The organism is Bradyrhizobium sp. Leo78 (genome assembly GCF_059512425.1).
Genome location: NZ_JCAMOT010000066.1, coordinates 1 through 23,397, shown reverse-complemented (window position 1 = coordinate 23,397; position 23,397 = coordinate 1). Strand labels below are relative to the sequence as shown.

The 23,397-nt window shown below is 58.5% G+C and carries 22 protein-coding genes and 3 pseudogenes; 14 read left to right on the top strand and 11 right to left on the bottom strand.

Annotated elements, in window-relative coordinates:
• Nucleotides 1–277: 277 nt before the first annotated feature.
• Nucleotides 278–973 (bottom strand): secretin N-terminal domain-containing protein, encoded by a 696-nt coding sequence (locus AC5ZG1_RS40685; RefSeq protein WP_028169429.1) that lies wholly within the window; start codon nt 971–973, stop codon nt 278–280.
• A gap of 324 nt (nt 974–1,297) precedes the next feature.
• Between AC5ZG1_RS40685 and AC5ZG1_RS40680 the strand changes: the two genes are divergently transcribed.
• From AC5ZG1_RS40680 to AC5ZG1_RS40630, 11 genes are all read left to right on the top strand, one after another.
• Nucleotides 1,298–1,918, top strand: a complete 621-nt coding sequence (locus AC5ZG1_RS40680; protein WP_245287657.1) for a nodulation protein NolB — start codon at nt 1,298–1,300, stop codon at nt 1,916–1,918.
• An 8-nt stretch (nt 1,919–1,926) separates the two neighbouring features.
• Nucleotides 1,927–2,793, top strand: coding sequence for a type III secretion system inner membrane ring lipoprotein SctJ (gene sctJ / locus AC5ZG1_RS40675; protein WP_028168810.1), 867 nt, complete (start codon nt 1,927–1,929; stop codon nt 2,791–2,793).
• A 10-nt stretch (nt 2,794–2,803) separates the two neighbouring features.
• Entirely contained in the window at nt 2,804–3,442 is a 639-nt protein-coding gene (locus tag AC5ZG1_RS40670; protein WP_028168811.1) for a hypothetical protein, read from the top strand.
• The gene (gene sctL, locus AC5ZG1_RS40665) at nt 3,432–4,055 is read left to right on the top strand and encodes a type III secretion system stator protein SctL (RefSeq protein WP_028168812.1); all 624 of its coding nucleotides are present in this window, start codon (nt 3,432–3,434) and stop codon (nt 4,053–4,055) included. The genes AC5ZG1_RS40670 and sctL overlap by 11 nt, the downstream gene beginning before the upstream one ends.
• Nucleotides 4,052–5,401 (top strand): type III secretion system ATPase SctN, encoded by a 1,350-nt coding sequence (gene sctN, locus AC5ZG1_RS40660; RefSeq protein ID WP_455998499.1) that lies wholly within the window; start codon nt 4,052–4,054, stop codon nt 5,399–5,401. The genes sctL and sctN overlap by 4 nt, the downstream gene beginning before the upstream one ends.
• The gene (sctO, locus tag AC5ZG1_RS40655) at nt 5,377–5,907 is read left to right on the top strand and encodes a type III secretion system stalk subunit SctO (RefSeq protein WP_028168814.1); all 531 of its coding nucleotides are present in this window, start codon (nt 5,377–5,379) and stop codon (nt 5,905–5,907) included. The genes sctN and sctO overlap by 25 nt, the downstream gene beginning before the upstream one ends.
• Before the next feature lie 62 nt (nt 5,908–5,969).
• Nucleotides 5,970–7,025, top strand: coding sequence for a type III secretion system cytoplasmic ring protein SctQ (gene sctQ / locus AC5ZG1_RS40650; protein ID WP_028168815.1), 1,056 nt, complete (start codon nt 5,970–5,972; stop codon nt 7,023–7,025).
• The gene (sctR, locus tag AC5ZG1_RS40645) at nt 7,018–7,683 is read left to right on the top strand and encodes a type III secretion system export apparatus subunit SctR (protein ID WP_028168816.1); all 666 of its coding nucleotides are present in this window, start codon (nt 7,018–7,020) and stop codon (nt 7,681–7,683) included. The genes sctQ and sctR overlap by 8 nt, the downstream gene beginning before the upstream one ends.
• A 2-nt stretch (nt 7,684–7,685) precedes the next feature.
• Nucleotides 7,686–7,970 (top strand): EscS/YscS/HrcS family type III secretion system export apparatus protein, encoded by a 285-nt coding sequence (locus AC5ZG1_RS40640; RefSeq protein ID WP_028168817.1) that lies wholly within the window; start codon nt 7,686–7,688, stop codon nt 7,968–7,970.
• The gene (gene sctT / locus AC5ZG1_RS40635) at nt 7,971–8,792 is read left to right on the top strand and encodes a type III secretion system export apparatus subunit SctT (protein ID WP_028168818.1); all 822 of its coding nucleotides are present in this window, start codon (nt 7,971–7,973) and stop codon (nt 8,790–8,792) included.
• On the top strand, nt 8,789–9,826 hold the full coding sequence (locus AC5ZG1_RS40630; protein WP_028168819.1) for an EscU/YscU/HrcU family type III secretion system export apparatus switch protein: 1,038 nt from the start codon (nt 8,789–8,791) through the stop codon (nt 9,824–9,826). Before sctT ends, AC5ZG1_RS40630 begins: the two co-directional genes overlap by 4 nt.
• Nucleotides 9,827–9,867: 41 nt before the next feature.
• On the opposite strand, the gene AC5ZG1_RS40625 is transcribed toward AC5ZG1_RS40630, so the two are convergent.
• From AC5ZG1_RS40625 to AC5ZG1_RS40590, 8 genes and pseudogenes are all read right to left on the bottom strand, one after another.
• Nucleotides 9,868–10,533: a CpaD family pilus assembly lipoprotein gene (locus tag AC5ZG1_RS40625; RefSeq protein WP_028168820.1), complete on the bottom strand. Its 666-nt coding sequence runs from the start codon at nt 10,531–10,533 to the stop codon at nt 9,868–9,870.
• A gap of 10 nt (nt 10,534–10,543) precedes the next feature.
• The gene (locus tag AC5ZG1_RS40620) at nt 10,544–12,013 is read right to left on the bottom strand and encodes a type II and III secretion system protein family protein (RefSeq protein WP_028168821.1); all 1,470 of its coding nucleotides are present in this window, start codon (nt 12,011–12,013) and stop codon (nt 10,544–10,546) included.
• Between the two features lie 28 nt (nt 12,014–12,041).
• Nucleotides 12,042–12,731, bottom strand: coding sequence for a response regulator transcription factor (locus AC5ZG1_RS40615; RefSeq protein ID WP_028168822.1), 690 nt, complete (start codon nt 12,729–12,731; stop codon nt 12,042–12,044).
• Nucleotides 12,732–12,750: 19 nt separating this feature from the next.
• Entirely contained in the window at nt 12,751–13,140 is a 390-nt protein-coding gene (locus AC5ZG1_RS40610; RefSeq protein WP_130581341.1) for a hypothetical protein, read from the bottom strand.
• A gap of 2,270 nt (nt 13,141–15,410) precedes the next feature.
• Entirely contained in the window at nt 15,411–15,779 is a 369-nt protein-coding gene (locus AC5ZG1_RS40605; RefSeq protein ID WP_455998502.1) for a winged helix-turn-helix transcriptional regulator, read from the bottom strand.
• Nucleotides 15,780–16,020: 241 nt separating this feature from the next.
• Nucleotides 16,021–16,191: a hypothetical protein gene (locus tag AC5ZG1_RS40600; protein WP_155255612.1), complete on the bottom strand. Its 171-nt coding sequence runs from the start codon at nt 16,189–16,191 to the stop codon at nt 16,021–16,023.
• A gap of 339 nt (nt 16,192–16,530) precedes the next feature.
• Nucleotides 16,531–17,496, bottom strand: coding sequence for a c-type cytochrome (locus AC5ZG1_RS40595; RefSeq protein WP_245287658.1), 966 nt, complete (start codon nt 17,494–17,496; stop codon nt 16,531–16,533).
• Between the two features lie 1,270 nt (nt 17,497–18,766).
• A pseudogene (locus AC5ZG1_RS40590) lies at nt 18,767–19,421 on the bottom strand (extracellular catalytic domain type 1 short-chain-length polyhydroxyalkanoate depolymerase); the annotation flags it as partial.
• Nucleotides 19,422–19,433: 12 nt separating this feature from the next.
• Between AC5ZG1_RS40590 and AC5ZG1_RS40585 the strand changes: the two are divergent.
• A complete protein-coding gene (locus AC5ZG1_RS40585; protein WP_028168825.1) occupies nt 19,434–20,051 on the top strand; it encodes a hypothetical protein in 618 nt (205 codons plus the stop codon).
• 343 nt (nt 20,052–20,394) lie between these two features.
• Nucleotides 20,395–21,532: pseudogene (locus AC5ZG1_RS40580) on the top strand (transposase); the annotation flags it as partial.
• Nucleotides 21,533–21,580: 48 nt separating this feature from the next.
• Here AC5ZG1_RS40580 and AC5ZG1_RS40575 read toward each other — a convergent pair.
• Both AC5ZG1_RS40575 and AC5ZG1_RS40570 read right to left on the bottom strand, forming a co-directional pair.
• Nucleotides 21,581–22,117 carry an NAD(P)H-dependent flavin oxidoreductase gene (locus tag AC5ZG1_RS40575; protein WP_051397281.1) on the bottom strand — a complete coding sequence of 179 codons (537 nt, stop codon included), beginning with the start codon at nt 22,115–22,117 and terminating at the stop codon, nt 21,581–21,583.
• A gap of 57 nt (nt 22,118–22,174) precedes the next feature.
• Nucleotides 22,175–22,489, bottom strand: a complete 315-nt coding sequence (locus AC5ZG1_RS40570) for a hypothetical protein (RefSeq protein WP_028168829.1) — start codon at nt 22,487–22,489, stop codon at nt 22,175–22,177.
• A 361-nt stretch (nt 22,490–22,850) separates the two neighbouring features.
• Between AC5ZG1_RS40570 and AC5ZG1_RS40565 the strand changes: the two are divergent.
• Nucleotides 22,851–23,180: pseudogene (locus AC5ZG1_RS40565) on the top strand (transposase); the annotation flags it as partial.
• Nucleotides 23,181–23,397 lie beyond the last annotated feature (217 nt).

The window sequence follows — 23,397 nt, the reverse complement described above, 5'->3', positions numbered from 1 at the left end:
AGCGAGCGACGGCGGCTCCGAGGGGATGGCTTGGCCGGACCCCATGATCAATTTTGCTGAACTTGACGCACAGAACTCGGTTTCAGGTCATTGCGAGCATCGGGTGCCTCGACGTGCATGTCCAATACGGTGGATGGACGGCATCGCCTTCCAGACATCCGCGCTCTCATGCTAGGAGGGTGAGCTTTCGAGAAGCTGACGAGCGTCAGAAGGATTCACAATGAGCCAATGCAGACGGGCATTGACTTTCGCCAAAAGCCGCCGCGCATTCTCCATTTCATCTCTGGCCTGGCGCAGGCTCGCGCACCATGCTGTCCTGATGCGGCGCGTCGGAAGAATAGGGGGCTTCCGGTCGTCCATCGCGAATGACCATGGTCGAGGAGCCACGAAATAACTTCAGAATCGATTCCCGCGGCTGCTTATCGGCGGCGTGTGGCCGCGCCTGCGCCTCCGCCACAAGGCCACTCAGCGTTTGGTCCACGAGCGCAATAAAGCGTGGTGGACCAGAAACCAGGACGATGCCATTTCCTGGTGCCGCTCGTACAGCATAGCGCTCGTCGGAGATGTTGAGTGTATCGAGCGCCGCTTTGAATGCGTCGAAGCTGATCGGCTTCAACACAAGCAGACGACTTTGCGCCTCGCTTGCAGCAGATACGTAAAGCACGAGCCCATCATAGTACCATTGAAGATTGTAGAGGTTCGTCAAACGATCGAGGAACTCTCGCGCTGGCAGATCCGGCATTCGCCCGCGGATCCGGCCCTTCACCTCGGCGCTGACGTTGACTCTGATATTTAGGTTGTTACCGAATTCCTGCAGTGCGGCAGAGAGCTCCTGATCCAGAACCGTATAGTTATAAGGTGTCGATGGGAGCGAGAGGGAAGCATCGAACGCCGGAAGTATTCCGCTGGAAACGAAAGCTCCGACACAAAGAGCTCTCTTTAAAATGTCCAGCATCGTGGTTCGCACAAGCATTCCCTAGTTCCTTGGACCTCAGAACAAGAGCTGAGATTCGGCCAATTTGGAAACAAACGTGATCTTTAGATGACGCAAACCTTGGCGTGTTCGTCGGCTTGTCGTCAGTTCGCCCTTCTAGGGTATTGACCCGTTAGGTGGCAACACGCCTAGTCTCAACACCGCCGCTTGGTGATGGTGGTGCGCGCAGCAGCTGGATGATGTCAGCCGATGGAGCGTGCGCGAGACGGGTGGAAGTGCTTCGGTCAAAGCCGTTCATAAATGCGTATGCGTCAATAAGACTTCGCTCAAACTGGAAGCCGAACGTGATCTTTAAATGGCCTTATGGCTCGCGTGTTCGTCAGCTTGCGGTCAGCTCGCCTCTTTACGGTGCTGACTCATCAATTCTTAACAACGGCGTGCCTCATCGGCGCCAAACCAATGACACCTTCGATCATGCTAGCCGCTACGCCGATCTCCCTGAACCCTGCCGAAGGCCTCTCCGGGCTCTGCCAGCCGGCAGCAATCGGCGCGCAGAGCCAGTTTCAGCAGGCTCTAATGCACGTCGCTTCGACGTCAGGCGCTGTCTCCTCGGTCACAGATAAGGCAGCGTCCGTTCCTGCGATGTCGGAGGTTCAGCGTGCAACAGTGCAGGCGAGTCCGCCTGGCGAGCGCGTGCTCCAGGCGCTCTCTTCGATGTACCGGAGCAGTCCCGTTCCTTCTGCGGCGAGCGGCGGCGTGGCCGCCATTTCGAAGGTCGTGCAACCTGGGCCGGCCGCTCAGCCGCTTTCGCCGCCGCAGCCCGTGGGGGCGAGCCCTGCGGGCAAACCGGAAGGGGTGCTCGACTTTGACGCGATGGTTGCGAGTCTGCGAGACGTTTACAAAGGTGTCGTCGAGGTTTCGCTCGTCTCCAAGAGTGCCAGTGCCGTCAGCTCATCTATGAACAAATTGCTATCGGCGGGCTGAGTTCGTTGATGACTGGTTCCATCTGCGGACAAAGCGGCCATGTCTGCCCATTCGCTCAATGGTTGCGTGCTTTTACCGTGCTGCCGCTCCTGCTCCTTCTGCTCGGCTGTAAGGCTGAGCTCTACACCAAAGTGCAGGAGCGTGAGGCCAATGAGATGCTTGCGCTCCTGCTAAGTAAGGGAGTCGATGCAGTCCGTGTCACTGCCAAGGACGGGACCAGCACGATCCAGGTCGAGGAGAAGCAGCTAGCGTTTTCGATCGAGCTGCTAAATTTAGAAGGGCTGCCGCGCCAGCCTTTCAAGAACCTCGGCGAGGTGTTCAAAGGATCGGGCCTGGTTGCCTCGCCGACCGAGGAGCGCGCTCGCTTCGTTTACGCCCTGAGCGAAGAATTGTCGCGCACGATCAGCGATATCGACGGCGTCATATCCGCGCGTGTCCACGTTGTTTTGCCGAAAAATGATCTGTTGCGCCAGGACACGATGCCGTCCTCAGCGTCGGTGTTCATTCGACATAACTCCAATGCAAAGCTCTCGGCTCTGCTGCCGCAGATCAAGATGCTGGTCGCCAACAGTATCGAGGGCCTATCCTATGACAAGGTGGCGGTGGTCTTTGTACCGGTTGAACGGGCTCCGCTTGAACAGCCGTCGCCCTTGCCAGCTGCTTCCGCTCAGTCGAGCAAATCCATTTCAGCCCCGCTACTTGCGGCCGGTGTCGGCGTGGCCGGCGCTGCGCTCGGCCTTCTCTGCTACATATTCCTTGGTTCTCGTATGCGTCAGGGTGCCCAGCCAGCGCGCGCGCTAGCCAGACTGGGCACCCCTTCGAGCACGCCGGCTATCCAAGCTCCCGGTAAAAAGATCGCCTCCGACAGGGCATAGGGGTGTGCAAATGCCTATACCGCTGCGATCCGCCGAATCTCATACTTGGTCCGAATCGTCCTGTGAAGGACTGCGCGAGCTCGCTGCCTCGACCCATCTGAGCCAATTTGCTGCCCGTCTTGACGCGCGGCTGTCGGCTTCGACTTTGCTCCGGCTACAGAAGAGCGCGAGGCTGCAGGTAAGACTGGCCGAAATGCTGCTTGGTAATGGAATGGACGCGAGCAGCAGCAACTGGGGAAGAGATCTTCTGCTCGGCCATGATCCGAATAGGGCTGCTTTGCTTGCCGGCAGTATCTGGCATGCTCGCTCGCTCCTAAAGCTCGTCTCAAAGCAGGATCTCGCAATTCTGCTTGGACGTATCGGGGCAGAAGCGCACGCTTTCGGTATCCGGCACTTGGCCAGCGCGGTCGCAACCACCGCTACTGCTGATCCGGAACAACTTTCGCAACAGATTGAACACGATGGCCATGCCTGCCTAGGTGCTTGGCTCGACGAAGCCTCTTCGCTTGACCGCACGCGCATTTTGCTACGCTCGCCCATAGGCACTGCTGCCGAGAATCCAGCGGCCGAACACCGCAATGCCGCGGGCCCGTTGCTTTCCTTGGTGATAACCCATTTGTCGAGGGAGACGCCACGGCATGACGGCTGATGACCCAGCGCTGCCGGTGGCCCCCCAGATACGTCCGCTCGGGCCATTTATACGGGCTGCCGAGCTCGGGATCTGGTGCGATGCCGTCGAAGCGCGCGCGGCCGCCGAGCGGCATCTTCAACGCGTTCGCGGCTGGGGACGGACAGCTTATCAGCGGGAACGGGCGCGCGGCCGAGCGGATGGCTTCAAGAGCGGCGCCGAAGAAATGTATCGGCTGATCGCGCAGGCTGCTTCCACGCTTGCGCAGCGAAAAGCTATTCTGGAGCAGGAATTGCCCCAGCTTGTCATGGAGATCGTAAGCGATCTGCTGGGCGCGTTTGATCCAGGCGAGATGTTGGTGAGGACCGTTCGTCATGCGATCGAGCAAAAATATGGTAGCGCGGAAGTGTGCCTTCATGTCTCTCCTTTGAAAGCTGATGCGCTGGCGCGCGAGTTCGCTGCCTGGGATGGACAGGAGGGCCGGCCGAAAGTGCGGATTGACCCGGATCCGGCTCTAACGACGGACCAGTGCGTGTTGTGGAGCGAATTTGGCAATGTCGATCTTGGACTTGCTGCGCAGCTCCGGGCTCTGCGCCTTGGTTTGGGTTTGCCTTCAAAGGAAGACGAGCCATGACAACATCGGCGACCGATGCGGTCGCAGAGAGGAATCTGCACGCCGCGCTATCGTCTTTGAAATCTACAGCAAAGCAGATCGACACGCGTGCTGTACGAGGGCGGATCACACGGGCGGTCGGCACCTTGCTTCATGCCGTCTTGCCAGAGGCGCGCATAGGGGAGCTTTGCCTGTTGCGGGATCCCCGCACCGGGTGGTCGCTCGAGGCCGAGGTGATCGGCCTATCGCAAGATGGGGTATTGCTCACTCCTATCGGTGACATGGCGGGCTTATCCAGCCGAGCAGAAGTGGTCCCGACCGGGCGAATGCATGAAGTTCCGGTCGGCCCCGACTTGCTTGGCCGGGTGATCGACAGCTTCGGCCGTCCGATCGACGGAAAGGGTCCAATCAAGGCCGCTCAAACTCGTCCGCTGCGCGGTAAGGCTCCAAACCCAATGACAAGGCGCGCTATCGAGCGGCCATTCCCACTCGGCGTCCGTGTCTTGGATGGGCTTCTGACATGTGGCGAGGGGCAGCGGATCGGCATCTACGGAGACCCAGGGTGCGGTAAGTCGACGCTTCTGTCGCAGATTGTAAAAGGCGCGGCTGCCGATGCCACCGTAGTCGCGTTGATCGGCGAGCGCGGTCGTGAAGTGCGCGAATTCATCGAGCAGCACCTCGGTGAGGCGGCGCTTCGCCGCACCGTCGTTGTGGTTGAGACCTCCGACCGCTCGGCAATGGAACGAGCGCAATGCGCTCACATGGCGACAGCACTCGCCGAATATTTTCGTGATGAAGGACTTCGCGTCGTCCTGATGATGGATTCATTGACGCGCTTTAGCCGCGCCATGCGCGAAATCGGCCTTGCGGCAGGAGAGCCGCCGACGCGGCGCGGCTTTCCGCCGTCGGTTTTTGCGATGCTTCCTGGCCTCTTAGAGCGTGCCGGCATGGGCGAGCGCGGCTCAATCACGGCCTTCTATACCGTGCTTGTCGAAGGCGACGGCTCGGGTGATCCAATCGCCGAAGAGTCGCGAGGCATTCTTGATGGCCACGTTGTTCTCTCACGCGTTTTGGCAGCGCGCGAGCATTTTCCCGCCATTGACGTGTTGTCGAGCCGCAGCCGCGTGATGAATGCAGTCGTCTCTGTGTCGCATCGCAAGGCAGCTTCCTTCTTCCGTGATCTGCTCTCGCGCTACGCCGAGGCCGAGTTCTTGGTGAAGGTTGGCGAATATAAGCAAGGCAGTGATCCTCTGACAGATCGGGCAATTAATTCGATCGAGGAGTTGCGGAAATTTCTGCGTCAGAGCGGAGACGAGGCATCAAGCTTTGAGGAGACGTTCACATGGATGTCACGTCTGACCGCGTGAATCGTGTCTATGCCTCGAAATTGCGGCTCGTGAAGGATATGAGACAGCGGAGCGCCCTTCGTGAGGTGTCCAACATGGAAGCCAAGCTTCGCACCGCCCTCCAAGCGGTGGAACAAGCTGTCCAGGATCTGGCGACGGCCGAGAAAAACCGAGCGGCGCTCGAAGGAGAGCTTTACCGAGAGCTGGCATCGTTTGATTCGCTGTCTGTCGAGGAGCTCGATCGTCGCTGTCACATCGTCACTGAACGGCTCAAAGCTGAGGTCGCACGAGCACGCGGAAGGCTTGAGGAAGTGCGCGACGCTCAAGAGCAGGCCAAGACGTCGGTCCTCGACGCACGGACCATTTTGACCAAGTGCTCGGCGGCGAGTTACAAATGGCAGCAAATTGAGGGCGACGTTCAGCGCGCGAGTGATTCCCATTCGGAAGCGGAAGCCGAGATAGAGGCCGACGACGAGGTCTTGCTTCGGTATCGCAGTAGTACGCGTACCCACACGGCTAGCGACTGAATCTGATGGCTTCTTCTCTTATGCTAGCGAAAGCGCCTCGTCTTGTAGACGGGCCTGCGAGCATGGCTCCGGGCGACGAATCGGAGTTTGAACCGGGGCTAACCCTGTCGCATGCCGTCGTCTCCTGGCTCAACGAGATCGCCGCTTCCCGCAAGCCTCTGCAAACCCGTCTCGGCGATAAGTCGCTATCGGTGCAGATGGCACGGCTTGTCTGGGACGCCGAGCCGTGTGCCGTATCGATGCTCAACTGCTCTTGGGTTCTCGGACATGAAACGATCATCTTATCGTTGCCCCGTCCGCTCATAGAGGGGCTGATCGCGACAGTGCAGAGCGAGCTTGGCCTACCTTCGGAGCCAACTCGTTCGCTCCTCGTCGAACTTGCACTCTATCCGTTGCTCGATCAGCTAGAGAGTCTGACACAACAAAGCTTGCGGCTGATCTGCGTGAGCGAAGCAACGGCTCAGGGTCCTTATCTGGAGCTCGAAATCACCTACGGCCCATTCAAAGGCAAAGCGCGCCTGTTCCTGTTCTCACCTCTCGATGGTTCAGTTCCAGCCGCGTTTCGCGCGTTAGGCGGACTGCTCAGTCAGCTGCCGCGAGAGGCACGCCAGCTTCCTCCAGAATTGCCTGTCATCGTTAAGGGAGAGATCGGCTCGCTCCGTGCTACGGTCGCGCTGCTAGGCAAAGCAAATGCAGGAGACGCTCTATTGCCGGACGTATTACCCTTCGCCCGTGGCCAAGCCATCCTCAAGGCGGGAACCTTATGGGCCCCGGCACATATTGCAGACGATCGCTTGATCGCGCGAGGGGCATTCCGCCTCCAACCATATCCCCTTGAGTGTACACATATGATGACCAAATCCGAAAAGAGCCGCCCACCCTCTGAAAACGATCTCGACAACATCGAGATCACGCTGGTTTTCGAATGCGGCCGGTGGACTGTCGCACTCGGGGCCTTGAGAAATATCAGCGAAGGACATGTGTTCGAACTTGGCCGGCCGTTCGACGGACCGGTCGATATCCTTGCCAACGGCCACCGCATCGGCCGCGGCGACATCGTACGCATCGGCGAGGAGCTCGGCATCCGGCTGCGCGGCAAGTTGGCGGTCAATGACTGACATTCAACCGGGAATTCTTGGACTCCTTGCGCTCACAGCTGGCCTTGGCCTGCTCGCGTTCGTTGTCGTAACAAGCACAGCGTTTATAAAGGTATCCGTCGTGCTCTTCCTCGTTCGCAACGCGCTCGGGACTCAATCTATCCCACCGAACCTCGTTCTATATGGCGCGGCACTGATCCTGACGGTTTTCATTGGCGCGCCGGTGATTGAACAGACCTATAATCGCATTTCTGCGCCACAACTCCGCTACCAAACGGTCGATGATTGGGTGAGCGCCGCAAAGGAGGGGCAGGAGCCGCTGCGCGATTATCTCAAGAAGTTCACCGCTGACGAGCAGCGCCGGTTCTTCCTGGCTTCAACCGAACAGGTCTGGCCCGAGGACATGCGCGGCAACGTGAGCGCCGATGATTTGGTCATTCTGGTGCCATCTTTTCTAATTTCAGAACTCAAGCGTGGCTTCGAAATTGGTTTTCTTCTCTATCTGCCCTTTATCACCATAGATCTGATCGTGACGACCATCTTGATGGCCATGGGTATGTCGATGGTTTCGCCGACGGTGATATCCGTGCCTTTCAAGCTGTTTCTATTCGTCTCAATCGACGGCTGGTCACGGCTCATGCACGGGCTGGTGCTCAGTTACACAACACCGGGAGGCTGAACATGGATGAGGCGAGCATTCTCACTCATATGAGCCGTTCACTTGTGCTCTTCATGATCTGGGTTCTACCACCGCTCATCGCTGCGGTCGTTGTCGGCCTGGTTGTCGGCATCATCCAAGCGGCAACGCAGCTTCAGGATCAAACCTTGCCACTGACTGTGAAGCTTCTTGTCGTTGTCGCGGTGATCGCGTTGTTCTCTCCGGTGCTCAGCGCCGCGTTGATCAAGGAAGCAGAGCAGGCATTTACCGACTTTCCCGCACTCACGGCAAGCATTAGCCGACGGTAGATGAACCTCCCTTCACCCGCCGAGACGCAAGCTCTGATCCAGGAGGCGATCGAGCTCGTCCTTGCAGGTGGCCTCGCAGCAGCCCGGGCCCTTGGCATTATGCTGGTCCTTCCTGTATTTACGCGGCCGCGCATTAGCGGGCTGGTCCGTGGCTGCGTGACCTTTGCGATGGGACTGCCATGCCTGTTGCAGATCAGGCACGGCTTGCAGTCGCTGGATCAGGGCTCCCGGCTGATCAGTGTCACGCTCCTCGGTTTGAAAGAGGTGTTCGTCGGCCTGCTCATCGGCCTTTTGCTCAGTATTCCGCTATGGAGCATCCAAGCAGTGGGTGAGCTCATCGACACCCAACGGGGAATTACGAACCCTGTTGCTTCTGATGATCCCGCGACGCGCGGCCAAGCTTCGGCGACAGCGGTGTTACTCGGTACCACCGCGATTGCGATTTTCGTTCTAGCCGGGGGATTGGAGAATGTGATTACGGGCCTTTATGGCAGTTATCTGATCTGGCCCGTATATCGGCTGATGCCTAGTTTGACCGCGCAAGGCGCGATGGAATGTCTGCGGCTTCTCGATCACATCATGCATACGACGCTACTGGTCTCTGGCCCGGTGTTGGCATTCCTGCTGCTGCTTGATGTATCGGTGATGATACTTGGGCGGTTTGCACCGCAAATCAAACTGAACGATGTCTCTCCCACCATGAAGAACCTGGCCTATGGGATCATCATGGTAAGTTACGCCACCTTCCTCGTCGAATATATGGGATCGGAGATCAGTCAGTCCAACACCGTGCTCAAGTTGTTCGAGAAGCTCCTGAAATGAGTGGCTCGAGCGAAGAGAAGAAGCTCCCTCCCACTCCCAAGAAGCTAAAAGATGCGCGCAAGAAAGGGCAGAGCCCGCGCAGCGCCGATTTGGTCAGCGCAGTCAGCGTTTGCGCCGGTTTCGGCTGCCTCTGGTTAAGAGCGGCCCCCATCGAGATCAAGTGGCATGAAACGATGCGGCTCATCGACAAACTGCAGGCTCAGCCGTTCACTAGCGCGGTCCAGCAGGCGCTGGGCGGCTTGATCGACCTATTTTTTTCGGCCGTTGCTCCATTCCTCGGGGCCGGTGTTGCCGCTGGTATTCTAGCGGGAGTCTTGGCCAATGGTGGATTAAACGTCTCTTTCGAGTCCTTAAAGCCGAAATTCGAGAAATTGGATCCCATCAAGGGGCTCAAGCGGATTGCGTCTAAGCGGTCGCTCATTGAACTCTCGAAGTCGCTTCTTAAGGTGGGCATTCTTGGCGCCAGCTTTCTGCTCACGGTTGTCGCTAGTTGGAAGGCGCTGGTGTACTTGCCGGTCTGCGGTATGGGGTGTCTCAGTTTCGTGTTCACTGAGATCAAATTGCTGACGGAAATTGCTGCTGGTGCTTTTCTGATCGGCGGATTGGCAGATCTCCTTATCCAGCGCTGGTTGTTCTTGCAGGACATGCGCATGACGGAGACCGAGGCCAAGCGCGAATCGAAGGAACAGCAGGGCAATCCGCAGGTCAAAGGCGAACACCGTCGCCTTCGTCAGGAGACAGCGAACGAGCCTCCACTTGGCGTCCATCGTGCCACATTGATACTGACAGGGCAGGCGATCTTGATTGGCCTCCGCTACGTTCGTAGCGAGACCGGCGTGCCGATCGTGGTTTGCCGTGGTGAGGGCGAACTTGCCTCACGATTGCTTGCCGAGGCGCAGTCGCTGCACCTCAGCATTGTCCAGGACCCGGCCCTGGCGCGTCAGCTCATCCGGAGTGCGAAGCTGGGCAACGCTGTTCCTTCGAAGTGCTTCGAAGGGGTTGCGAAAGCACTCTATTCCGCCGGGCTTGTCTAGATATCGCGTATGGCAGAAATCATTGCGCCATCCGACGTGCACTATCGAGGCGACTGTACATCCCTCGTCGCCGGTGACGCGGCTTCTGGCGACGCCCTGTTGCCAATTCCAGCTTCCATGTCGCTCTTGTTGCGCTGTCCCATGGACCCATATGTGGCAACAGGAACGGCGGCACGATCGCCTGTTGTTGCCATGACAGCTCTATTGTCCAGCAGGTCGCCCGGATCGTTGACCATGACTCCCAGATTGTTGCGGATTGAGCAGCCAAGGGTTTGGTCGAACGAATTGTCGTTGACTGAAGGAGCAATGATGGCAAGCGACGGACAGACGGGAGGACGTGCTTCATAGACAGTAGCCTGGATTCGCACCGCGAAGCCAAGAGGCCGGTCGAGGCGAGGGCCGAACAGGCGGATGTTGTAAGGGGCAAGGCCCATTGCGCGGGCCTCGCTGGCTACCTGCGCGGCGAGCCGGGGCGAGCCGATGATATCGAGATGGATCGCATCAAACCGACCGCGACTGTTGTTGGCAATGAACTCTCTCAGTCGATACCGCTCGAGCCCACGGAGGCTCTGCAGCACCAAGACGCTGTTCTGCTGCTGCACCATGGTTCCTTGTTCAGACGGAAAGGTGTTGATCGTAGCAGTGCTTGTGCAGCCGCCTAGGCTCGTCATCAGAACGAACAGATGCGGCAGGGCTCGTACAGTCATTTGACGATCCTCATTCGATAATAAAACCGGCGCCGCCTGTCGCGCCTGGTACACTGGTGCGCGGAGCGTCGCGGCCCCGCGGCGGACTTGCCAACGTGTTCGTTAAGATGCGCCCCATATCTGAGGGTGGTCCGATGCGATCGGTCGGGGCGCTCATCCGGTTCGCGTTGGATGCGGGCCGCACGATGTAAGGCGTGACAATAATAACGAGCTCCGTCTCCTGCTTTTGAAAGGACGAAGAGCGAAACAGCGCACCGAGAATGGGCACGTCGCCCAACCAGGGAAAAGTACTGATATCCGTGCTGAAGTTACGCCTGATTAGCCCGCCTATTGCAAAGCTTTGTCCGCTCCCAAGCTCGATAACGGTCTCCGCCCGTCTTGTAGAGAGGGCCGGCACGGCCATACCGTTCAATTTGACCTCACCTTCCTTCGAAATCTCGCTGACCTCAGGCTTCACGCGGACATTGATTTGATTGTTGTTAAGAACGGTCGGGACGAACTCGAGGCTCACTCCAAAATGACGAAATTGGATCGAAACCTGTCGGTTGTCCTGCATGACCGGAATTGGGAATTCGCCGCCGGCCAGGAAGCTCGCGGACTCACCGGACATTGCGGTGAGATTCGGTTCAGCGAGTACGGAAGCGAGGTGCTCGCTGGCTAGCGCGTCGAGAACAGCGCCGACGTTGATATTACCAGCGCTGAGGCCGATCCCTACCTTGCCGCCGCCGCCGCTCGCCGTGCCGGAAGCAGCACCTTTGCCGCTGCTAAAGCCGAAAACGAAAGTGCCATTCTGGCCCAAAGCGGAGAGGTTGATGCCGAGCTCCTTCATAGCGCTGCGCGAGACTTCCGCCACGCGCACGCTCAGATTGACCTGTAACGACCCGGCGACCTGAATCTTATTGACGACCAGCGCACCCGCACCGAGAAACTGCTCCGTAACCCTCACGGCAGTGGCGACGACATCGGCATTGGGAGCCATACCGCTAAGGATCGCGCCACGCGGGGTATAGCTGACTTGGATCGGATAGTCACCGACCTGGGCCTTGAGCATGGCACGCAGATCCTCGATCGGCTGTGTTACGACGACACGAAACTCGGCGAGAGCCTCCCCGTTGTCGTTCAAAGCGAACAGGCTGGTCCGTCCGGACTTCTTGCCAAAGACGAAGATGGTCGTGTTCGACGGCGCCTGATAATCCGCGATCGTCGGGTCGGCAACAAAGATGCTCGCGGCCGGCCCGGGCAGATGAATTGTCTTGCCGAGCGAGGAGGAAAGGTCCAGCGTTCCATTAATGCTGCTAGGAGCCGCATGCGGCGGCCCCTCTCTAGCATCCCGCGTCGTCTGAGCTGCGGCAGTTAGTGGTGATAGGAAAGCGACCGCGCACAGGAGGTGGGAAAGAGAAGGATAAACGACAGACCACAGGGCACTGGCGACGATCGAGCGTCGATCGCTGCCACCCTCATTATTAAGAGCGATCTTCAAGGGAGTCTTTGCTTTCAACTTCGATCGACTAGGCGGCCGATGCCACGCTATTCAATTCAAGGATATAACCGATGCCGCGTGCGGTCGTGATCCGTAGGGTCGCACCCGACTGACTCAAATGACGGCGTAAGCGATAGATCGCGACTTCAAGCGCATTGGTCGAGACCTCGTTGTCAAACGCATAGAGGCTATCCTCTAGCGACAGCCGCGGCACGGTACGGCCAGCGCGGCTGAGGAGATGCTCAAGAATGCACAATTCGCGGCGCGCAATCCTGAGCGGCCGACCACCAACTGAAGCTTGCCGGGCGATCGGATCGAACTTCAGATTGCCAAATGTGACCACGGGGGCTGTCATTTGCGTTGACCGCCTCAGAATGGCTCGCATCCGGGCGATGAGTTCATCAGTAGATACAGGCTTGGGTAGGAAATCGTCTGCACCACCATTGAAAATGGCGATCCGTCGACCGAGGTCATTGAGGCTGCTCATCACTATTGCAGGCATCAAATGTCCGTCGCGTCTCAACCGCTTCAGCCAGTCCAAGCCGTTTCCATCTGGTAGAGCCAACTCGAGCAGGAGAATGTCGTAGTTGGCGTAGCCCAGAGCGGTCGCCGCATCATCCAGAGTGGGTGCCAGATCAACGGCGAAACCGCAATCCGAGAGCGCGCTTTGGACAGCGCGCGCTAGGTCCTCATCATGATCAACCACTAGCGTTCGCATTTCATTGCCCCTTCTCAAGTCATGCCAAAATATCGAGCAGATCACCGTCGATGATGAAGCCGAGCGAGACTGAGTTGTCCCGAGTCAACGTAAACGTCCGGAGACGGGATCGATGAAGAAGAGCAATGTTGCCAACGGCCGGCCTCATCTGCGGATTAGAAATTTCGGCCGTCTGCTGTGGATCGCATGCGCGCTTGGCAACTCTTAGCGTGGTGTGGATGCCGGGAGGTTGGCTGGAATGAGTCAAAGCATCGAGGGCTGTGGCAGCACCCTGCCGCAACTGCGCGCCAATCGCGGCAATGCTTCCGGTCATTGGTCGGGCGATGGCCTCGCCAGCAGGCGCAGCTGAACGCAAAGCACCAGAGCGAATGGCTGGATTTGCATCCGAACTGATACGAGACATCAACATTTTGAGCTCCCGTGTTGGCCAGAGCCTGCGGTGAGGCTTGCTATGCCGTCGACCCTTCGAGGTCGCTTAGTCATGACAAAATGGAACTTCGAACGCGTGCAGGCGCCTCGCGTCCCGCAGTCGGCCGCTCTTTCAGAAGCCACTAACGCGGGACGAACTAACCAATGCGCCCCCGAGCTAGGAAAACACGCCTCGGTCGGGCGGTGGCGTATTTGGGGAGGGCCAGAATTCTCGACCTTCAGCCAGATCCGACGCGGCGCCCAGGCGGCAGCCGATCGGGCACACCAAATAGTGGCGAGTCCGTTCCCGTAGAGGCGTTGTCAGACATGTGGTCTGGGTGGTTCCGCCGCCTGCATTCCACCTCTGGCGATGAATGCCGGCGGATGTCGAGGTTGTACAGAGCTTCGTTGCCCGCCCGGCAACAGGGACGCGAAGACAGCGGGTCCTGCTCTCTAGCTCCTGCTGTTGTAGCCTCAACTGAGCCGGCGCTGGTCGCGTGTCAGGCGCATAGGCTACGTTGCCAACACGGGTGCGGGTGGACTGATCGAGGAGCGTGAGGGAGTCGAGCGGCGTGAACCTAGGGTTTGGAGACATTCGCAATTCTTGCTACCTGTCATAAAGTGTTGTCGCGACGCATTGTCGCGACTCGTGTCGGAAACCTTACAATCTGACGCTACGTGCGATTCAAGTCCCTTATCGAGTTCGTTGATGAATATCTTTAAAGCTCGCAGGCCGGCTGAGGCGGCCAGCACAGGAACTTGGAGAAAAGCAACGCGATGCCTCAGAACAGCAAGGCATTTTCGGGGAGCCAGAGGGCTCTCAACGGTGCCGAGAGTCGCCTTTAGTTGTCGTCTGGACGGAACCCCGACGCTGTCATGATGCGCGATAGCTTCAGTACGGCTCACTCCAGGGTCGCAATTGCGAGATGAATATGAATAACTTTTGCGATCATCATGTTGCGTCCTACGACCTCAGCAACAACATCGCGCGCGCCAATTCATTTCAATTCGCTCCAAACTTGGGCATAAGTCAAAAAGCAAGCTTCGGGCTGCATCAATTGCTGATGCTTAAAAGGCCGAGCCCATTTGTTCGACGTCTTTGCAGTCGCATACGCTGACCGCCATCGGCGCACCGACGCAATGAAGAACCCGTGCGCATCGCACTGATGCGCAGTGCGTTCGGCCAGCCTCTGCAGGATCTCCAATGCCCGACCGAGCCTCGCCGCTGGCAGGCTATCGGTCTGCTGGTGGAGGGCTGAGAATTCGAGCGGCTCGACGTTACAGGTCTGAGACATTTCGCAACCTATCTGTCAGGTAGTGTCGCGACCTGCGTCGGAATCCCTACAATTGGCTGCGTACATTCAAGTCCTTCCGGGCTCGTTGCGATCCTAAGGCTCGCAGGCCTCTTGATGAACCCGATGGTAGAAGACTTGGAGAGAAGGGACTACGAGGTCTCGAAGCAGCAAGTGTTGCGCGAGCCCAGAGGCATTCACTTCCGATCAGATTCACAGTTCATCCTCTGTTAGGACGACGGAGCCCCCGGTTGCTCAATCCGCGCTCGGGTGGGGAGGGCACGAGCTGAAAACCGACGCCATTGTCGATCGTAGCAAGCGCCCCGAGGGGCGACAGCCTTCGGTAGATCCCCGCAATCTACTCACCCGTATCGGCGGGCAGTGCGCAACTCGCTCGCTGCTCTTGTCACCCCAACCCTCTCTTCCACACAAGCGGGAAACACGTGCGAGACTGGTCAATTTCATGTTCCGAAACTCCAATTTTCCTGGCGATTTCGATCGCATAAAATGTCAGTAATCATACTACGATCGATGCGGCGCTTTGTATGCTTTTGTTCGCAACGGTAATGAGGATCTCTCGCGAATGTGATCGCCCGCTACCCGAGATTCTAGCGATCGTCGGAAAGCTTCGACTGCAACCAATGGGCCGATTCAGGTATCGCCACATCAGTTTCGGTGACCCGGCCAGCGCCAAGCAAAATCGTCCTAAACCTCGATCGCCGATCAAATGCTACTTGGGATATCAGAACGAAACTGCGGCTTCTCGCTTACTCCTCTAGTAGCTCAAGATGACCGAGATTGTTTGGTCTGCAGCGAGTTCGGAATGGGCCTGTCACCCGCTCAGCAATACCAACGTAGTCATGTGAAGTTCTGTCGTTCCACCTAAAGACTCTTTTATCTCATTCCACGCCCGGCCGGATCAACCAGCGAGCCAAGCTTGTTATCTGCTGTCCAGTGGTATTGCCTCTGTTTCTTCAGTTTAGCGCGGCGACCCTTGCTGCGACTCCGGGAGGACTCTGCGCGGACTGAATGAAGATAGCTTTGCCCGCTCATTGGAAGTAGGTCGTCGTCGGTTACGAGAAAGAACTCTTCTCCACACTCGCCAAGAGCGACCAGAACCCGGTCGCAAACCTTGGCCTTTCTCGGTCAACACGTATGCGTTGTATGGGCTGCCATCGGAAGTGGGGACGACTTTAAAGACCCCGTATCGTACGAGGTCTCGGAGCCTCGCGGAGAGTATGTTCTTGGCCAATCCGAGGCTCTTCTGGAATTCGCCGAACCTGTTCAGTCCCTCGAATGCGTCGCGTACTATGAGGAGCGACCACCCATCACCGACCACATCTAGCATTCTCGCGACAGCGCAGCCGGCCTTTCTGTGGCTGGTTCGCCTTACCATCCGATCCGACCCTTGCTTGCGCCTCACCATGTGAGCTCACGGATAGCGGCGCGATTCATGATCGAGCAAATTCCAGTGCGGCAGGCCGGAGGAAGACAGCGTCCGTTCGACCAAATCTTGTATCCGATTGTCCATGCCGACCCGACACGGCGGCAGATTGGCCAGTCGAGGCCTCCACTGGCCACGCGGCCACCTATTGCAGCAACACGATGACAACGCGCTGGTTCTGATGGACGATGTAGGACAAGCTCTTGCCGATATCGATGCCGATTGCGGTGGGCGAAGCCTCGAGCTTCCGTGATATGGCGTGCTCCTTGTCTTCGGTGCCCCCTGCCAGGATTCGCTGCTGGCAGGGCGGGAGCACGGCCGGACCATTCCATTAGCGAGGCGTTCGCATGGACGTCCGCGTAGCGTCGGAATGACCAGGCGCTCTTTGATATCGCAGCCGGGATCGATCATTCTGTCAATGGTAAGGCCGTTAAGGACTACACCTGCAGAGCGAGCGGGCGCCCAACGTTCAGTGGCGATTCAGCACGGCACGCCAAGGTGCGCCGGAAGGCCTGACAGTTTGGATATTGGGTCACGGCCTTGCGATTGCGGACCCATCTGTCAGGCCAGCAGGCGGCATGCGCTCGAAGCCCGCCGAATGTGGGCGCTTTCGCAGTGAAATGCGCGCATTTTTTTAAGCGAGGCATTCATTTAGTTAACGATCGCTTTCGGAGTCAGGCATGTGCGTCAGATACTCGTAGATGGCACCCAGTTCGTCATCGTCCATCTTGCCGAACGTACGCCAATTCATCTTTTCGTCGAATTCGTGTCCGCTCGGGTCTTTGCCCGTGCGGAGAGTGGCGATGAACTCTTCCCGGCTCCAATCCGCGACCAGGCTCAATCCTGGCCCGACCGGCGCCCATTGATCTTGGACACCGCCGGTCAACTGCTGACCGTGGCATTCCCGGCAGTCATAATAGGACAGGATGTATTCGCCGTACTGGATGGTCGGTGCTTTGGGCGGCGCCGTGACGACGCCGATCTTGACTGGTTTGCCGGACGGAAACTGGCCGATTCCCACCATGACAAGGCCGAGAAGATTGAGCTCCTCGGCTGGCTGCGGCGTGGCCGCACCAGCCGCCGGGAGCCGGCGGATATAGGCGATTAGCGCGCGGATGTCCTCATCACTCAGATTGCCGGCATTGGTACGCGATGTCATGATCATGAGACGACGGCCTTCGGCGTCGATGCCATTGCGAATGGCCCGGAAAATCTGCCCATCCGACCACTTTTTCAAGGGCCCCGCCGGTGTGAGATTGGACGATATAAACGCGCCCAGAGATAGACCGGCAGATGCTTGCCGTATCTTTGCCTCCCGTGAAAGTCCCGGTCGGTGAATGACAGCCTCCGCAGAAACTGTCGGCAATGGCCGGCCGCGCTGAATCTGTGCGTCGCTTCCCCCGACCCGCAGCTCCGGCACCGGCGCACGGCGCGAATAATACTGTTTGTAGTGTCCTACAGAGGTGGCGACGCAGGTCAGGAACAGGACGCCGGCGATGACCCCGGTCAACCCCGCCCCAAGCCATCGCGATATTTCCTTCACCTGCCGAAGGCGGAGGCTGAGGCAAGCGAAGAGGACACTGCCAGCGAGCAGCACCGCAAGCAAAACGAGATTATGCATGTCGTTTATCGGGCCGTGATTTGCTCAGAGACGAACCTGTCCCGCGGACGAGGATTACTGAAGCGCTGCCGCCATTCTGAGCTGGGCGGCCTAAACAGGTTGTTGAACTCGGCTGCTCTGGTTCGTGGATGGAGGCGCTACTCGTTTTCGATTCCATAGTGACGACCGCTCATTTGAGCGCGCGAGGCGCTGCGATTGCGATCGTCGAAAGCTAGTGCGGCATGGGACCGTACGACAGAATGCATTCAGCCGAATATTGTGTCCGATTGTCCGTGCCGTAGAACGAACAGATGGACATTCTCGGCGACCTACTCGATCCCATCGCTCCGCAGCTGGATCAATCGCTTGGCCCTGCGAAAAAGTTGGGGGTAGATGTAAGGCCGGCTCAACAATCCTCAGGCGAACCAGGACCAACCGACGCAGTGACAGGCCGCCTCAGGGTCAAGACGCGACCTCGCGAGGAGGCCGCTTTTGGCGCGCAAAACGGACGCCTGAGCTGATGGCCAGGTCGGGCGAAAGGTCAAAAGTAGTCCCCCATGTCATCCTCAGAGGCTCCGTAGCGGGCCGATGGCGTGACGGTAATTAGCATCCACCCTGAAAGCCACCTATGGGGTGGGAAATGCACCTGATTTCTTTGCCCATTTCAACAAGTCCTTGAAATCACAGCAGATGCGACCAACCTCCGAGCGCACCAACGACATAAGTCATTAATGCGAAAAGCCATTCGCGAAGACTTATTCCCACGTTGTTACCCAAGGGCGAGTGCTATTGCTTGTCCGCACAAATTCCCCTGTTTGATCTCGCGCGTCCTGATCAAGGGTATTTTCTTGTGGTCGCACCACCGTTTGGACCAACGCCCCGCAAGAGAGAACCATTCATTGCTCACGAGAGGACAGTAGCGTAGCCCAGAGTGAAAATCGGCGGGTTTGCCCATTATGCGGTTCGCGAGCTCCATCAGAGGACTAGAAGAGTAGCGGTGCTGTCGGCACCTCGCCCGACCAAATGTTTGTTGGCCGGGTACTCAGATGTTAGCTGAGACGTGCGCTTCCGGATGAGATTTGCCGCCCCGCGGTTGGACGGAGCAGGCTGTAATCGCAAATTTCAAACGATGGAGGCGGTCCTTCGCGGCGTGTGACCGCTCAAAATGCGAGCTGACGGGCAGGGCAGTTCGTGGGCGCAAACCGGACATTCGGCCGAACCCGCACGTCGTAAAAGGGCCGACCCGATGGCGTCCGCTTCCCATCGGCAGGGACGGAAAGCGGACCCCGCTCTAGTTTCGCCTCTCGGGGAGCGAATGCTCGAGGAAGAAACGCAGCATTTCCCTCGTTGCATCCGGTCCGTCCGGATCGGTGTAGGAGCCGGCGGGGCTGCCTCCCGACCATGCGTGTCCGGCTCCGTGGATTTTCCAGTGCTCCAGGCGTCCGCCGGCATCGGTATGGACGGTGCGGGTGTAGTCATGTCCTCCCGGTACCCGTCCTCGATGCACCCTCTCTTTCGTGCTCGTGCCGCCGATGGACTGCCGGACGATTCGATCGCCATTGTTCGAACGCACCGTGGTGTCGCGATCGCCGTGGAAGACAATCGTCGGGATGGGCGGGCCGTCGCCCGGCATTGCCTCGGGCCCGCCGCCTTGCCGCACGGCGAGCAGCGCGGAGGGAAGGTCCGTGGCGGCCCAGCAGGCCAGTCCGGAATGTATGCCGATCGCCGCGTACAGATCGCCGTAGGTGGATCCCATAACGGCGGGCCGCGGCCCCGGCCGACAGTCCGCCGACGTAGACGCGCCGTGGATCGACCGCATGATCGCGCATGACCTGGCGAGTGATGCCAGCGATGAGCGAGCGTTCGCCTCCGCCCCGCTGCTGGTCGGCGGGACGAAACCAATTCCAGCATTTCGCCTGGTTCGCTTCGGCCCGCTGCGCAGGATATCCACCACAGCGATGACGCATATTCTTTGCGGAAGTTTCGCAACAGCAACTGCGCTAACCAATGAGCTTGTCGCCTTGGCAGATGAGAAGGGGGCTTCGTTCTGGAAGGCATATGGAATGATGCACCAAGGTTGCGTATTGGCCATGACCGGCAAAGCCCCGAAGGCGGACCAAATGTTTACTTCCGGGTTCAATGCGCTGCGGGCAACGGGAACTACACTGTATATGCCGTGGCACTTATCATTGTTGGCGGTGGCCTATGCCAAACTTGGACGAAGCAATGACGCTTGGCGCTGCCTTGGCGAAGCAACAACGACAATGGAAACAGGCGGAGAACGTTGGTTCGAAGCAGAAATCCACCGGACCGCTGGAGAAATCGAGCTGATGGAGCCGGAGCTGGACGCGGCGAAAGCAGAAGCGTATTTCGAGCGTGCGCGCGCGGTCGCCCGCAAGCAACGAGCAAAGTCCTGGGAACTGCGTGCGGCTATGAGCATGGCGCGGCTCAGGCGTGGTCAAGGGAAGCGGAATGAGGCCCGAGAACTCCTCGCTCCAATCTACGGTTGGTTCACCGAGGGCTTTGACACGTTGGACTTGAAGCAGGCCAAGGCCTTACTCTACGAGCTAGCATAAGACTTGTGGCGCAAGCGCCTCGGGCGCGCCGACAAGGTGATCGAATAACCCCCATTTGCTGCGGTGCATGAGTCCGGTATTGGCCCAGGCCGTGTGAAAATCGCGCAACTTGGGGCGCACCGGCGCATTTCGCGGCCGCCGAACTTCTGATTGGATGGAACCGACCTCTCATCTCAGTGGCAACCAGGAGCTTCATATAGGCGCTGCCGGCCTCACGCCCGCATCGCTTCCAGCAATCCGCCTACGCCCACGATCGTCATCACGCGCTTCATGTTGTAGGCGGGCCCTGAGCTGCCAGAAGCGATGAGCCCAGCAATGTGTCAATCGGCTCGCAAATTTTGCATGCCGAATGACACGTTCCGAACGGCGGTTGTGCGAAGACGTGCACCTGAACCTTGCTTACCGCTGGTTCTGTCGGCTCAGGTTGGACGGCGAGGTGCCGGACCACTCGACGTTCTCCAAAAACAGGCATGGCCGCTTCCGCGGCTGCGATCTGTTGCGAAAGCTGTTCGAGACCGTGGTCCAGCGCTGCATGGCAGAAGGAGCAGCTTTTGCAGTCGATGCAAGCTCGATTGCCGCCAACCAACAAGCAGCGCGCAGTTGCCGGGTCTGACGATGTTATGGGAGCTATGCCCGAACGCGCCGCTCTGTTCGAGAGTACTTCGACACCCTGGATGAGGCCGCTTGGGGCGCGGCGAGTGACACGGTACCAAAGTTCACCTCTAAGTCGGACCCGGCCGCGCAATGGACAGGCGCTCACAAGGGGCATGCCTTCTTCGCCTACGCCAACAACTATCTCATCGACCTGAAGGCAGCGATTATCATGGATGTCGAGGCGACGCGCGCCATCCGACAGGCCGAGGTCGGGGCGGCACGCACAATGATCGAGCGCAGTAAAGAGCGCCTTGAGCTCTGTTGCGAACGCGTTGTCGCCGACAGTGCCTATGGAACAGTAGAGATGCTGGGCTGGCTGGTCGACGAGCAAGGCGATCGAACCGCACATTTCGGCATTCGACAAATCGGCCCGTACCGACGGCACGTTCTCGCGCGACGACTTCGCCTATGATCAGCAAAGCGACGTCTACATCTGCCCGGCTGGCAAAGTGCTGGCCTCCACCGGGACCTTGGTGAATGATGGAGCGACACTGCTGTACCGGGCCAGCAAACATGTTTGCGATGACTGCGAACTGAAGTCGCGGTGTTGTCCGAAGATGCCCTCCCGCAAGGTCCCGCGTTCAATCCATGAAAAGGCTCGAGACGTGGCGCGCGAGATCGCCAGAACTGATGCCTATGTCAGATCTCGGCGCGAACGGAAGAAAATCGAGATGCTCTTTGCCCATCTCAAGCGCATTCTCCGCCTCGACCGGCTCAGGCTAAGAGGTCCCTTGGGCGCTCGCGACGAGTTCCTCCTCGCTGCCACAGCGCAGAATTTACGTAAGCTCGCAAAGCTGATCCCGCTGCCGACGCTCCAGCACGCTTAGGCACAATCAACCACCCGTGCGCCCAGCGCGTTCTCCGAACCTGAATTATCACTTCGCGGACTTCTTCAACACAATCGTGCCGCCGGCGGCAATGACTGGAATTCCAACGGCGTCACGCACTGGTGGGATTAGTACGAACGTGCCGAGCTGACCGCGAATGTGACCCCCGGCCTCATGGCCCTGCGCGACGATCAGATCAAAGCCTGCCGCCTCGGCGATCTGCGCGTCTTCCGTACTGCCTACAACTTGGATGGCGACCGCACCTGCCGCCTTCACCTGCTCAACATAGCGAGACGCATCGCCCCAAAGGAAAGAGATAATGGGGACTCCTTTGGCGAGCGCCACCGCCAACTGGTCTTCAAAAGGAAAGCCGAGAACGAAGTTGACGCCAAATGGCGCTGTCGTGCGCTCCCTGATGGTTCTAATGGCGATGCGTAACTCCTCAGTCGATCGCCACGTCCCGGCAATCTGACCAATGCTACCCGCGTTGCATACCGCGACCGCGAGATCAGGACTTGCGATCGAACCAATCGGGGCCTGAAAGAGCAGTCGCTGGCTCGTGAGCCAATGAGGTGAGCGTGTCATCTCTTGAATTCTTCAGCCGATGCCGCAATGGTCAGAAACTTCATCAGCCCGAACAGATCATAATAAAAACATCTGAGCGCGACGCAGCTGCTCCTTTTCGATGGCATAGTCGGCGAGCGTCTCGGTCTCGAACGCCACTCCATCCGGGCTCAAGCATTTCCACACGTAGTTGACGATCACCCGTCCAGTGGTGCTGGTCGCAATCACGCGAGCATCCATGCGGCGACGCTCTTCGGTAGGCTGCAGCGGAAACCAAATGGATGCAAACCTCTCCTGCATTTTCGGAATGGTCGCTCCAGTAAAGAAGCCGCCATACGGCAGACCTGGCTGCCAGTGAAACTCGATTTCCGGATGATAGAGGTTCTGCAGCAAGCCACGATCGCAGGATCGTAAGCATCAGGTCTGCATTTGCCTGTTCCTGAGGGGTCATTTCCGCGCCCGTGAGGACGTCGCGTCAGCGCAACATGTCATTCGGCATGCAAAATTGGCTCTGACTCACTTTTGATGCAGTTTGAGGGATGTCTGGCGCTTTGATTGGGGAGAATCAGCGTCATGCAGCAAGCACTCCTGCGCTCCAATTTGGTGCCGAGTGGATTTGTTGTAGAGAGTGCGTACTTCGAAGGTGATAAGGCCGTTATTACGGTTCGGGCGTCGGGAAGCGTTGGTCTGTGTCCATCGTGCGGAACGGTTTCCCGGCGTGTCCATAGCCGAAGATCGGTGGCATCTGATGGAGGACTTGCTGACGAAAGCTGAGACCGTCACGATCGCGGCGATCGAAGCTGGCGTACCGGTGTTGATCGAGGCCCGCGAATTCCACGGGATGATCCGGCGCAAAGCTGAGGAAGGGCTCACCTCATGGATCGAGCGCGCCCGCGCCAGTCTCGTCGCCTCGTTCGCGAGCGGCGTCGTCAGGGATGAAGCGGCGGTAAGGGCGGCTATTACCTCGCCTTGGTCGAACGGACAGACTGAAGGTCAGATCACGCGCCTCAAGCTTGTCAGACGTCAGATGTATGGTCGCGGGAAAATCGATCTGCTTCAGGGCAGACTAATCGGCGCTGAATAGTCGGAGCTGCACCAAAATTGCGACAGAGCGCATTGCCTCATCAAGAATGTTACCGGAGAACTGACCGTCAGGATTGGGACGGCGACACCGAATCGGATCGGTGTCACCGATGGCAGGACGGATCAGCATGGGTGCTCGGAGCGAGCTCACGGCGGCGGTGGTAGAGCGCTATCGATCGGCAGGGCGGGCAGATAAGGGGCGCATACTCGACGAGCTT